This window comes from Paenibacillus spiritus (assembly GCF_008710135.1).
In the GTDB taxonomy this organism is placed as follows: domain Bacteria; phylum Bacillota; class Bacilli; order Paenibacillales; family Paenibacillaceae; genus Paenibacillus_AQ; species Paenibacillus_AQ glufosinatiresistens.
In genome coordinates this window covers 554,209-566,430 of record NZ_VYKK01000004.1, presented here as the reverse complement: position 1 = coordinate 566,430, position 12,222 = coordinate 554,209, and the positions used below count along the sequence as shown (strand labels likewise).

Below are 12,222 nucleotides of genomic sequence, written 5' to 3'. Positions count from 1 at the left end.
AAGGAGGCTGAAGGGCAATGATTTCAGTGAACGAGGTGATTTCCGTCTAACAGGCGGAAATCCGTAAGATGAGGGGGCCGAGAGGCTCCCTTTTTGCTTAAAAGACAAGGGCATGCTGACGCGCCGTTCTGAGGTGGACGCGGCGCAGGCCTGCTCTGTATAATATAACCAATCAGCGAACGGAAAGGAGGCAGGTGGCGATGGATATTCTGGTCTGTAAGACACTCGGACCCTTGGGCATGCACCTGTTAGAGGAGGAAATCAGGTTTGAGTTATGTGAACGGGCGGGATGTGCTTCCCCCTGGCCTGCTGGAGGAGCTGCAGGATTATATTCAGGGTGAACTGCTCTACATCCCCAAGAAGAGCGAACAGCGCGTCGGCTGGGGCGAGAAATGCGGCTCCCGGGGCATGATTGCGCGCCGGAATGAAGAGATCTACGGAATGTACCGGAGTGGTTCTCCCGTGCCGGAGCTGTGCCGGCGTTATCATCTGTCGGAAGAGAGCATCCGGAAGATTGTCTCCAAAATGCGGGCCCTCGCCGCAGGCGGCCGGTCCTGACAGAAGAGCAAGGCAAGAGCATGACTTCTTTCGGCGCGGGTCTTACCGCGCGGGAGAAGTGATGCTCTTTTTCGCAGAACCTTCCTCCGGGTATGGTATGATAGAAAGAGCGGCTGAACCAGACTATACCCGTTTGAGGAAGTGAACGCATGGATTTATTCTCATTCAACGATGGAACCGGGGAAGGAGCCGGCGACGGCCGCCTGCTCGCGGACCGGATGCGGCCGCGAACTCTGGATGAATATATCGGACAAGAGCATATTGTAGGCCCCGGCAAGCTGCTGCGGCGGGCCATCGAAGCGGATCAGGTCTCGTCGATTCTGCTGTACGGGCCGCCGGGCTGCGGCAAAACGACGCTGGCCCATATTATATCCAACCAGACCCGGGGCGATTTTGTGCGGCTGAACGCCGTCGAGGCCTCCGTCAAGGACGTACGCGAGGTAATCGACCGGGCCCAGACGAACCGCTCGCTGTACGGCACGAAGACCATCCTGTTTCTGGACGAGGTGCACCGGTTCAACAGCTCGCGCCAGGATGCGCTGCTGCCGGCGGTGGAGAAGGGAACGATCATCTTCATCGGAGCAACGACGGAGAACCCCTTCCATTATGTCAACGGCGCCCTCATGAGCCGCTCGACGCTCTTCCAGCTGGAATCGCTGACCAAGGCGCACAGCCTGATCGCCATGAAGCGGGCGCTGGCCGACAAGGAGCGCGGACTTGGCTTCATGGACCTTCAGGTGGAGGAAGAGGCGCTGGACCATATCGCAACCATGGCGAACGGCGACATCCGGCGCGCGCTGAATGCTCTGGAACTGGCGGCGCTGACGACCTCGCCGGAGGAAGGCGGGAGCGTGCATGTCACGCTTGAGGTAGCCGAAGAATCGATCCGGCGGCCGACGGTCAAGGCAGACGAGTCCACGCAGTACGATGTGCTGAGCGCTTTTCACAAAAGCATCCGCGGCTCCAGCGACGCCGCGCTCTTCTGGTTCCTCTATGCCGTCGAGAAGCTCGGCATGGACCCCCTCGTGTTCCTCCGCCGGCTGATTGCCGCGGCGAGCGAGGACATCGGCCTGGCGAACCCCCAGGCGATGGTCCAGGCGACCAGCGCCCTGGATGCCTACCGGAACAACGGCTGGCCGGAGGCGAAGCTGAACATTGCCCAGGCGATTCTGTTCGCCGTCGAGAGCCCGAAGTCCAATGCGGTGTACACCGCCATTGCCCGGGCGACGGACGCCATCGGGGAGCTGAAATCGGCGGAGGTCCCGATGCACCTGCGCGATACCCATTACAAGGGGGCTTCGGCGCTCGGTCATGGCGGCTACAAATATCCGCATGATTATCCGGGCCACTACGTGAAGCAGGAGTACCTGCCCAAGGCCATCGCCCGCCGGGTGTTCTACCAGGCGAGCGAGCAGGGCAACGAAGCGAAGATCCGCCACAATCAGGCGCTGCGGCGGGGACGTCCGCCGGAGAGCGGAGAATAGGCGGAGAATAGGCGGATAATTCGGAAAGAAGGAATAGATGGTGCGCAATTTGCTGTATCTGGCGCTTGGCGCGTTCCCCGGAGCGCTCTGCCGCTACGGATTGACGCTGGCTGTGCCGGCGGGGACAGGCGGCCTGCCGCTGTCCATTCTGCTGATCAATTGGGCCGGCTGCCTCTTCCTGGGCTGGTTCTTTGCGGTGTCGCCGAAGTCCGGCCGGATTCCCGCCAGAGTGCGGCTGATGATCGGAACGGGCTTTACCGGAACGTTCACCACCTTCTCGGCCTTCACGGTTGATTCCGTCAAGCTGCTCGAAGGCGGAGAGGCAGGAACGGCCCTGCTCTATATGCTGCTGAGCCTGGCCGGCGGAATTGCGCTCTCAGCCGCCGGCGTCTGGCTAGGCAAACGGACGATGCGAGCCGGGAGGGCGGCCGGATGAACCTCTTTGGCATCGGCATCGGCGGAGTCATCGGAGCCGCCTGCCGCTATGGGCTCGGGGGCTGGATCGGCCGGCGATTCGGCAACGCTTTTCCGTGGGGAACGCTGTTCATTAACATCCTGGGTTCCTTCATCCTGGGCGTTCTGGCCGGGGCGGGCGATCTGATCCCCCGCGGCTGGTATCTGACGGCCGGAACCGGCTTCTGCGGCGGCTTCACCACGTTCTCCACCTTTGGCTACGAGACGGTGACCCTGCTGGAGAACGGACGCTATGGCCGGGCGGCGGCTTACGCGCTTCTGTCGCTGGCGGTCGGTCTGCTCGGAGCGTGGCTCGGGCTGAAGACGGGAAGGACGCTGTAAGCGAAGAGCGTGTATGGGAAGTCAGAGCGTGCAGAGCACGTCGAATACGAGGAAGCTGTAACTACAGGGAGGTTGTATACCTTGAGGCATCGACGAAGCGGGCAGGAAATGATGGAGCTGATTCTGAATACGGCGCGCAGGGACGAGCGCATCCGTGCCGTCGGCATGACCGGCTCCCGAACGAACCCGAATGCGCCGAAGGACCGCTTCCGGGATTACGATATTGTCTATGTCGTGAATGAGATGGAGAGTCTGATTGCCGACCGGGAGTGGATCGACGGGTTCGGGGAGCGGGTGATTTTGCAGAGACCCGACGAATCGGCGCTTGCTCCCTCCGAGGCGAAGCGGACCCGATATGCCTATCTCATGCAGCTGGCTGACGGCAACCGGATTGACCTGACGCTGTGTCCGGCTGCCGAGGCCGCCCGCTGGAATGAAGGCGATACACTTGCGGTTGTCTTGCTGGACAAGGACAGCCTGCTGCCGGAGCTTCCTGCTCCCGGCGACTCTCTCTACTGGATCAAGGAGCCGAGTGAAGCTGAATTCCGGGACTGCTGCAACGAATTTCGCTGGGTCTCCACTTATATCGCGAAGGGACTCCGGCGCAGAGAACTGCTCTATGCGCTGGACCATCTGAATCTGTATGTCCGGCCAATGCTTATCCGCATGCTGGAATGGCGGGCCGGAATCCGGGAAGGGTTCTCGGTCAGCACCGGCAAGAACGGCAAGTACCTCGACCGCTACACCCCGGCGGAAGACTGGAACCTGCTGCTGGAGACTTATCCCGAAGCGAAGGAGGAAGCCATCTGGAGAGCGCTGCTCACCGCCGGAGAATTGTTCCGCCGGACCGGGCAGGAAGTAGCCGAAGGAATGGGCTTTCGGTATCCCTGGGAAGAGGATGTTAGCGTGACGGCTTATCTGGAGCAGATGTATGAGGGGGAAGGCTAATCTTCCGCTGCAAGTTGACAAAAGAAGGCCCCTGCCGCCCGAGCGTTTCGCTCGGACCGCAGGGGCCTTGTTGGTTGAGGGCGGCTGTGTGGGCATTCCGCCGCGGATTGCGCATCACCGGACGTTTCTCCGGGAACCTGACGGGCCTGCCGGAATGTAGGCTTACGTCAGCGGAACCAGCTTGTCCGCCGATTCGATCGTGCCTCCGCCCAGGCATTCTTCGCCCTGGTAGAAGACGACGGCCTGGCCGGGCGTAATGGCTTTCTGCTGTACGTCAAAATCCACCTGAACCGTTCCGTCCGTCCGCCGGCTTAAAGTTACGCCCTGATCGGGCTGCCGATAGCGGAATTTGGCCGTGCAGCGCAGAGGGCCGTCCGCCAGTAGGTCCCGGCCCGAAGTCCAGGCTACGCCAGAAGCAACGAGGCCGGTGGAGTAGAGGCTGGGATGCTTGTCTCCCTGCACCACGTACAGAATGTTGCGCTCCAGATCCTTGTCGGCCACGAACCACGGTTCGCCCGTTCCCGATCCGCCGATGCCGAGGCCCTGCCGCTGGCCGAGCGTGTAATACATGAGCCCGTCATGCCGGCCCTTGACTTCGCCGGTCGCAATGTCTACCATCTCTCCGCCCTTCGCAGGCAGATAGTGGCTCAGAAACTCGCGGAAGTTGCGCTCGCCGATGAAGCAGACGCCGGTGCTGTCTTTCTTCTTGGCGGTATAGAGACCGGCTTCCTCCGCAATCCGGCGGACTTCCGGCTTGGGCAGATGCCCGATCGGGAACATGGCCTTGGAGAGCTGGTCCTGATTCAGGGCATTCAGGAAATACGTCTGATCCTTGTTGGCGTCCACGCCGCGAAGGAGGCGGTATACCCCGTCTTCTTCCACGACTCGGGCGTAATGGCCGGTCGCCACATAATCGGCGCCGAGCTGGAGCGCCCGGTTCAGGAATTCGCCGAATTTGATCTCCCGGTTGCACATGACGTCCGGATTCGGCGTCCGTCCGGCCTTATACTCGTCCAGGAAATACGTGAACACCTTGTCGAAGTATTCTTTCTCGAAATTGACGGTATAGTAAGGGATGCCGACCTGCTCGCAGACGCGGCGGACGTCTTCGGCGTCCGTCTCTGCGGTACAGACGCCGAACTCGTCGGTGTCGTCCCAGTTCTTCATGAAAATACCGATGACGTCGTAACCCTGCTGCTTCAGCAGCAGCGCCGTTACGGAAGAATCCACGCCTCCCGACATGCCGACGACCACCCGTGTGTCCGCGATTGCCTTTGCCACAGTATCACCATCTTTATCTGAATTTGTGTCCGCCTGTGGAATACAAACGGTCCGAAAGTTGCGACTTGCTTTCCCCCTGTTGTCCGGGATATGATAACATAAACAGAGAGTATATATCGGAATAGATTGAAATACGACATTGCCTTCAAGAACAATCCATTATACTATACTCAGCCACTATTTTGAAAGAGGTGTTCCTTTGAAGATTTCAACTAAAGGACGATATGGCCTGACCATCATGATGGAGCTGGCCCTGAAATTCGGCGAAGGCCCGACTTCCTTGAAGAGCATCGCCGAGAAGAACGGGCTCTCCGAGCATTATCTGGAGCAGCTCATCGCACCGCTGCGCAACGCCGGACTCGTCAAGAGCATCCGGGGCGCCTACGGCGGTTATATCCTGTCCCGCGAAGCCGCGCAGATCACGGCCGGCGACATTATCCGCGTCCTGGAAGGCCCGATCTCGCCCGTGGACTTCACGGAAGAAGACGACCCGGCCAAACGCGACCTCTGGCTGCGCATCCGGGACAGCATCGCCGACGTGCTAGATTCTACCACGCTGCTGGACTTGATCTCCTTCAAGGAAGAGGAGCAGGTGGATAATTATATGTTCTATATTTAGAAAGAAGCAGAATTCCGTGATTTCAAAGGGGATATGAAATTCGTTACCCGTAAGTTACCCGCACTTTACTGAATCAGCCATAGGTGCCTGCGCGGGTACATGCTTGCGGAGGGGCTGACGGAAAGAGAGTAAGGTGGCATATGGAAGACTCCAATTAATGTGCGTTTAGACGTCGATGGGCCTGCTCCTGTCGGGGTCTTTATTGGGAATAAATATGACAGAAGTATAAGTAAGGCAAAGCAGGAAGTTTAACAGTCTCGCCGCGCCCATAACATTCGGTGGGTGCATTCTGGGATTTTTCTTAACGTATTTTCTTTGTACGAGGCGGGAATGGGACTGCACCCTGATTGTGAGACAGGGATCAAAACACCTTGCAAGTTTAAGCAGTCATTCGCCAAAAATCCACCGGCGACTGGTTATTTAGTTTCGCTTGAATCCGAATTGAGTTATAGTGGGTGAGGTAGTCTCGAACGGTCCGTTCAACGATGGCCGTCGTTATACCCCTACAGATCTTCAAGATAAATCGTTTCAGACTTTAGGGTGGAATGAAACGATTCCATGGGGGCATTATCCGCGGGCGTTCCTTTACGGGACATGCTCATGGTAATGCCTTTTTCCTTGACTGGCGCCCGGTACGCCTGAGACGTGTACACACTGCCCTGATCGCTGTGGAGCAGCATATTGGCCTGCTTTGGAAGTTGACCAACGTATCCAATACAAAGGACGTGTCCTGCTTGTCCGCTATCCTGTAAGCGACAATTTCTCTGTTGTACAGATCTAAGATACTTGAAAGGTACAGCATCCTGCCCCAAAACGGCAAGCAGGTAAGGTCCGTGACTAGTTTTTGCAAGGGGCCTGACGCATGAAATTGCCGATTGGGCAGATGCTCCGCAGGTTGTGCGAGTTGCCCTGTCGTCTTTTGTTTCTTCACCCTTGCGCGGCATTGTAGTCCCTCACGCTGCATAATCCACTGAACCCGCTTGTCTAATTGCTGTTTAAGAAACCGATTCTCTGCTTTTACCTTTTCAAGCTCTGAAGAGTGTTCGGGTACCAGCTCATCCATGTCTTTATCTGTGTCCTATTCCGTATTCCCAGCTCTTCCATAACCTCTCTCACCGGAACTTGTGCTAACCTCATTTCTATAGCTTTCATCTTTATTTCTACTGGAAAGCTCACTCTGGTTGCCAACGCAATACACCTCCAGGGTTATCTTCCTATCTTACGACTGGTTCCATTGTCTTGAAGGTGTTTTAATTTGTCTCACGTTACGGGGGCAGTACCAACTAGGTTAATTTTTGGGTTGACTTTTGTATTTGTCCCTGATTAGGTATGTCTCCTGGGGAAGCGTACCGAGCGCCTGAAGAGGTTCGGGACCACAGATATCGACGAGATGGAAGGTTAAAGTCGAGAAATATTTTGGGCATTTATTCAGGGCCTTAAGTATATAAGCTAAAGGTAACCAAAGCGGATGGTAATTCTGGATAATATGAAACTCCGGAGAGATTTTCTGTTAATACACATATTCCCTTTAACTCTTAAGTTTATTGTAAATAAATGTTGAATAACAGACTATTTGTACACTCTTTTTTAGTGTAGGCTTGATGCATACATCTTAAAGGAGTTGGTTTTTTTGAAAAGAAAATTTATATGGCTAGTTTCAATATTTATGATCTTTGGATCTCTGGTTACTGTTACTTCAGGGTTTGCAGAATCTAACGAAGTATGGACCCCAAAAACCAGCCTTCCAGAAGCAAGGGCTGGAGCAGCAATGGTGGAATACGGAGGTAAGATATATGCATTTGGAGGCGTAGGAAACTCAGATCAAGCAGCTAATGGCATAAAACAAAAAACTACATATGTTTATGATCCATCATCAGACTTATGGTCTAAAAAAAGTGATATGCCTACTGCAAGGGCTGCTGCTACCGCAGCGGTTGTGGGCAATAAGATTTATGTCATTGGAGGCTACTACGATAATGCGAGTGGTACCCCTGTAAGAACTCCCAAAGTAGAGGTTTACAGCCCTGATTCCGATACATGGACCACTACAACACCGATGAAAGCTGGGAGATCGTGGGCAGCATCTGCTGTTGTTGGGGACAACATTTATGTCGTAGGAGGAGCAACAGATATCAACGTATTTGTGTCGACCGTTGAGGCATTTAATACGACAACAGGAGTCTGGTCAACTAAAACTAATTTACCTGTAATTGCTAATGGGCCAGTCGGAGCTGTCAATAACGGGAAAATCTATATATTGGGAGGATTGAAAACGCCTACTACCCCCCAAATAACTTCTGATACTATTTATGAGTATGATCCAATCTTAAATATTTGGGAGGCAAAAGCAAATTTACAAAATGCCCCCCATGGAGCAGCAGTAGCAACACTCAATGGGAAAATATATATTTTAGGAGGAAAGAATGGATCAACGGTTCTTTCTACTGTTCAGATTTACGACCCAGCGAAAAATAATGTATCCAGTTTTACTAATTTAACTGATAGTAGATATCAAAGTGGTGCAGCTGTAGTAAATGGTCAATTGTATATTGTTGGCGGTTCTACTGGAGCAACTAACGGAACATTAAAAACTGTAGAAACGATTACAATTGAGGAACCTGTACCCACAATAGCGCCAACCCCTGAGCCCTCAGCGACTTCAATACCGGTACCTACACCAGTCCCGGAACAGTCAACCGGTGATCGTGCAATTCTTACTGTGACCATGAATACTGGTCTTGAGAAAGAATTTGATCTGAGTATGGACGAAGTCAACGCATTTATTACTTGGTATGAGAATAAACAGAATGGATCTGGAAATGTATTTTATGCCATAGATAAGCATGATAATAATAAAGGGCCATTCACCAGTCGAAAAGACTACGTGATCTTTGATAAAATCCTTACCTTTAGTGTTAATGAATACTCAGCTAAAGAGTGACTTTACGACCTGAGTGAGCCGAGTACAACTTATGATTGATAAAAGTCCCTGTTACGCGCAAGTCCTGAGTGATGTGGTTTTGGTTCCTGTGATCGCTTCATTTCGCCCTAAAAACGCCTTGTAGGTTGGTATTTTTGGGGTGCGTTGAGGTTCTGTCCACCACAAACATTGAGCAGCAATCTTCCATTACCAAGAGAGTTGCTGCTCGATTTTTTTACTATGTTCCAGAGCATCTTGCCTAGCTATTTGGAGAAATTAACAAGAGTATGAACAATAACTAAAAGGCAGCAAAAAGCTATTATCCCCTTCAAGTAACACTCACAAAAGTCCACATGGTATCATGAGGATGAAGTGAACTTAGAGAGGATTTTCGTATGGATAAAAAAGGACAGAAAGGCGGCAAAGGCTTAAATGGGAAAGGAAAGATAAATACACTACAGTCTCGACCCGATTGTGTATCCGAAACAAGAATCAGCTTCAAGAATTGGTGAAGAAATACAAGGCTGGGGAGGTCTACGATACTCTCAAGGGAAGCAGAAGTCCCTTTAAATGACGTCCAAACACGAAGTTTGCCAATGTCGAAGAGGAGTAGAATTACCTGAAAGCGCAGGTGGATTCTCGAAAAAGCGTTATCCAAATCTGGTCCGGGAGGTTGCCCCTGTCTACAGGACAACTACCAAATAATTGAGGAACTACGCAACCGGCATAGCGTGACACATCTGTTATCCATTGCCGGAATCCCTAGAGCGAGCTACTACAAAAGATGACTTTATTTTTGAGGGGAAAGGGGAGTCGTTCTCTTTGTTCTCAAGTATAAGGAATAATAAAATTAACTGATTGGGATGATTAAAAGGGATAAGGCGGTTTAAAGGTCGGTGGACAACTAGTAACCTCATCTTTCAACTATTTACCCGTAAATTACCATGTAATTAGTTTCGAGACAATAATAATAGGCTATTTCACTTCTATCTAGCAGAAGTGAAAATATTATGTAAGAAATAAGTTCATACAAACAAGGGGGCTATCCACAAATGGAGCCCCTTTCTGCCTAGAACAGAATTACGCCCTGACCCTCAAGTAGCCTTGTGCTCATGCAGCGTACCCAGCAGGTAATTATACTTGTCCGCGTGTTTGAGTTCGTCGATCATAATGCCGAAGACGGTGTCTTTGTAGACGCCCGGCGGCAGCCCGAACCACATTTTGCGGTAGCGCTCGACTGCGGAGAGTTCGCCGAAGAGAGCGGTCTGCAGGCCCTGGCGGAAGGTGGCGGGCGGGGATTCAGCTTCTTCGGGATTTCCGGGTCCGACCTGCTGTCCGGTCAGTTCCTGAAGGATCTGACGGAACATTCGGTTGTGGCTTCGCTCATCATTGCGGATGGAGACGATAATGTCGGCCTGCTCCTTGTTCGGCGCCAGCCGGATGAGCTGGTCATAGAACCATTCGTCCGATTTCTCGCCCTGTACCGACTGCTTCATAAGCTCCAGCGCCTGGGCATAGCTGGTCGCCCAGACCGGCTGGAAGGCTGCGCGCTGCCACCCTTGTCTGTGATAATAATGTGCGTACATAGGATTTATCCGACCTCCTGTAATTCTTCTCTTCTTCAAAATTCTATGTCAGGTGGCCGGTTTACTTTCCTGAAGCTTCACCATCTGCGGCTTGGACAATATTGGATGGAAGGCGCCGGGTTGATGTTTTTGCCTCCAAGGGGTAGTATGTGATAGAATGTATAACCCTCCAAGCCCACCGATTTACCTGCTGTTGGGCGGAGGCTTGAACCGGGAGAATGAAGATGAACTCAATCTATGTGGACCATGCTGCCTCGACTCCGATTCATCCGGAGGTTGCCGCGGCCATGATGACGATAATGACGGAACAGTTCGGCAACGCCTCCAGCGTTCATGCCTTTGGCCGTTCCGCCAAAGGAACCGTAAGCCAGGCGCGCGATACGATCGCCGCCTTTTTGGGCTGTTCGCCGGCGGAGTGGGTGTTCACCGCAGGCGGCACGGAGAGCGACAATCTGGCGCTCTTCGGCGCTGCGTCCGCCCGGGCTCCGCAGGGCGGGCATCTCATTACGACGGCGGTGGAGCATCACGCTGTTCTGCATGCCGCGGACGAATTGGAGCGGCTCGGCTATGCGGTAACCCGGCTGCCGGTGGACCGGACGGGCCGGGTATCGGCGGCCGATGTCGAAGCTGCGCTTCGGGAGGACACTTTTCTCATCAGTGTGATGTATGCGAACAACGAGGTCGGAACTGTACAGCCGATCGAAGAAATCGGGAAGCTGGCGCGGGAGCGCGGTATTCTTCTCCATGTCGATGCCGTTCAGGCGATTGGAATGCTGCCGATTGTTCTCCGCGGGCTTCCCGTCGATTATATGAGCTTCGCCGGGCACAAGATTAACGGGCCGCAGGGAATCGGCGGCCTCTATGTGCGTTCCGGCGCTCCGCTGCACCCCCGGCTGCACGGCGGGCTGCAGGAACGTTCCCGGCGCGCCGGGACGGAGAATCTGGCCGGCATGGCCGGGTTCGCCAAGGCGGTGGAGCTGGCGGTCTCCGGACTGGAGGAGAGACGGGCCCGGGCGCTGGCGCTGCGGACCGAGCTGCTCTCGCAGCTCGACCGTCGGATCGGACCGGATGCGTATGCCGTCAACGGCAGCCCGGAGCATTTTGCCCCCCATATTCTGAATGTGAGCTTCCCCGGCGTCCGCTCGGATATCTTGCTGATGAATCTCGATATGGAAGGGGTCGCCGCTTCCAGCGGCTCGGCTTGCAATTCGGGCTCGCTGGAAGTATCGCATGTGCTGAAGGCCATGAATCTGCCGGAGCCTCTTTTGACGTCCGCGGTTCGGTTTAGCACAGGATTGGGTAATACTACTGAAGAAATGGAAGTCGTCGCCCGAAAAATTGAAACCATTTTGCATCGGCTGCGTAAGTAAGCGTAGGCGCTTGGCGGCTGGTCATGGGCTCACGGTTTCGGACCGCTCATCTCCATTCAATGCGGTGAAGTCCGGCGCAAGGTAAGGCTTGTCCGCTTCCCGCAAGGATCGATTAGGGAGGAGACCCAGGACATGAAGATGCAGGATATGATCGGACTCTCCGTGTTCGGTGTGGAAGAGGGCAAGGTCATCGGCAAAATTGTTGACTGTATACTGGATTCAAACTGGACGATTGCGGGTATAGAACTGGAAAGCAAGTCTTTTTTCGGCGGTCATGTGAAAGTTGTGGCATGGAAGGACATCGTCGCCTATGGCGAGGATGCCGTTATGATAACCAGCGAAGAAGCGATTCAGAAGACGGATTCCGACCGTATTCCATACACCTTTCTGGAAGGGAAGAATAAGCTCAAGGATCTCCAGGTCGTAACGGCAACCGGAACGATTCTCGGCAAGGTATCCGATGTTTATTTTGACCAAAAGATGGGAAACACAATAGTAGCCCTTGAAATCAGTGACGGGCTTGTGACCGATCTGATGGAAGGCCGCAAATGGTTGCCGTGTTCCGAGGAAATATCCATTGGGGAGGACGCGCTGCTTGTCCCCGCAATGAGCGAAGAACGCCTGGAGAAAGCCATTAATATTGTCAACGGATAGGTGGAAT

At 53.8% G+C, this 12,222-nt stretch carries 11 protein-coding genes and 1 pseudogene; 9 read left to right on the top strand and 3 right to left on the bottom strand.

What is annotated here, in order from left to right:
- The first annotated feature begins 267 nt into the window (after positions 1 to 267).
- The 5 genes from F4V43_RS04325 to F4V43_RS04305 all read left to right on the top strand — a co-directional run bounded on the left by F4V43_RS04325 (position 268) and on the right by F4V43_RS04305 (position 3,785).
- Positions 268 to 558 carry a CD3324 family protein gene (locus tag F4V43_RS04325; protein WP_150456999.1) on the top strand — a complete coding sequence of 97 codons (291 nt, stop codon included), beginning with the start codon at positions 268 to 270 and terminating at the stop codon, positions 556 to 558.
- Between the two features lie 149 nt (positions 559 to 707).
- On the top strand, positions 708 to 2,042 hold the full coding sequence (locus F4V43_RS04320; RefSeq protein WP_150456998.1) for a replication-associated recombination protein A: 1,335 nt from the start codon (positions 708 to 710) through the stop codon (positions 2,040 to 2,042).
- Positions 2,043 to 2,079: 37 nt separating this feature from the next.
- Complete coding sequence (crcB, locus tag F4V43_RS04315) at positions 2,080 to 2,478, top strand: fluoride efflux transporter CrcB (RefSeq protein WP_317983765.1); 399 nt, start codon at positions 2,080 to 2,082, stop codon at positions 2,476 to 2,478.
- Positions 2,475 to 2,837, top strand: coding sequence for a fluoride efflux transporter CrcB (gene crcB / locus F4V43_RS04310; protein WP_150456997.1), 363 nt, complete (start codon positions 2,475 to 2,477; stop codon positions 2,835 to 2,837). Before crcB (F4V43_RS04315) ends, crcB (F4V43_RS04310) begins: the two co-directional genes overlap by 4 nt.
- 81 nt (positions 2,838 to 2,918) lie before the next feature.
- The gene (locus F4V43_RS04305) at positions 2,919 to 3,785 is read left to right on the top strand and encodes an aminoglycoside 6-adenylyltransferase (RefSeq protein WP_223879767.1); all 867 of its coding nucleotides are present in this window, start codon (positions 2,919 to 2,921) and stop codon (positions 3,783 to 3,785) included.
- A 162-nt stretch (positions 3,786 to 3,947) separates the two neighbouring features.
- On the opposite strand, the gene mnmA is transcribed toward F4V43_RS04305, so the two are convergent.
- Complete coding sequence (mnmA, locus tag F4V43_RS04300) at positions 3,948 to 5,066, bottom strand: tRNA 2-thiouridine(34) synthase MnmA (protein ID WP_150456996.1); 1,119 nt, start codon at positions 5,064 to 5,066, stop codon at positions 3,948 to 3,950.
- Between the two features lie 199 nt (positions 5,067 to 5,265).
- Between mnmA and cymR the strand changes: the two genes are divergently transcribed.
- Positions 5,266 to 5,685, top strand: a complete 420-nt coding sequence (gene cymR / locus F4V43_RS04295) for a cysteine metabolism transcriptional regulator CymR (protein ID WP_150456995.1) — start codon at positions 5,266 to 5,268, stop codon at positions 5,683 to 5,685.
- A gap of 379 nt (positions 5,686 to 6,064) precedes the next feature.
- On the opposite strand, the pseudogene F4V43_RS04290 reads toward cymR, so the two are convergent.
- Positions 6,065 to 6,873: pseudogene (locus F4V43_RS04290) on the bottom strand (IS3 family transposase).
- A gap of 442 nt (positions 6,874 to 7,315) precedes the next feature.
- On the opposite strand from F4V43_RS04290, the gene F4V43_RS04285 reads away from it, so the two are divergent.
- On the top strand, positions 7,316 to 8,626 hold the full coding sequence (locus F4V43_RS04285) for a Kelch repeat-containing protein (RefSeq protein ID WP_150456994.1): 1,311 nt from the start codon (positions 7,316 to 7,318) through the stop codon (positions 8,624 to 8,626).
- A 1,073-nt stretch (positions 8,627 to 9,699) separates the two neighbouring features.
- Here F4V43_RS04285 and F4V43_RS04280 read toward each other — a convergent pair.
- On the bottom strand, positions 9,700 to 10,191 hold the full coding sequence (locus F4V43_RS04280) for a ferritin-like domain-containing protein (protein WP_150456993.1): 492 nt from the start codon (positions 10,189 to 10,191) through the stop codon (positions 9,700 to 9,702).
- A 224-nt stretch (positions 10,192 to 10,415) separates the two neighbouring features.
- On the opposite strand from F4V43_RS04280, the gene F4V43_RS04275 reads away from it, so the two are divergent.
- Together F4V43_RS04275 and F4V43_RS04270 are read left to right on the top strand one after the other, a co-directional pair.
- A complete protein-coding gene (locus F4V43_RS04275; protein ID WP_150456992.1) occupies positions 10,416 to 11,561 on the top strand; it encodes a cysteine desulfurase family protein in 1,146 nt (381 codons plus the stop codon).
- Positions 11,562 to 11,693: 132 nt separating this feature from the next.
- Positions 11,694 to 12,215: a PRC-barrel domain-containing protein gene (locus F4V43_RS04270; RefSeq protein ID WP_150456991.1), complete on the top strand. Its 522-nt coding sequence runs from the start codon at positions 11,694 to 11,696 to the stop codon at positions 12,213 to 12,215.
- Positions 12,216 to 12,222 lie beyond the last annotated feature (7 nt).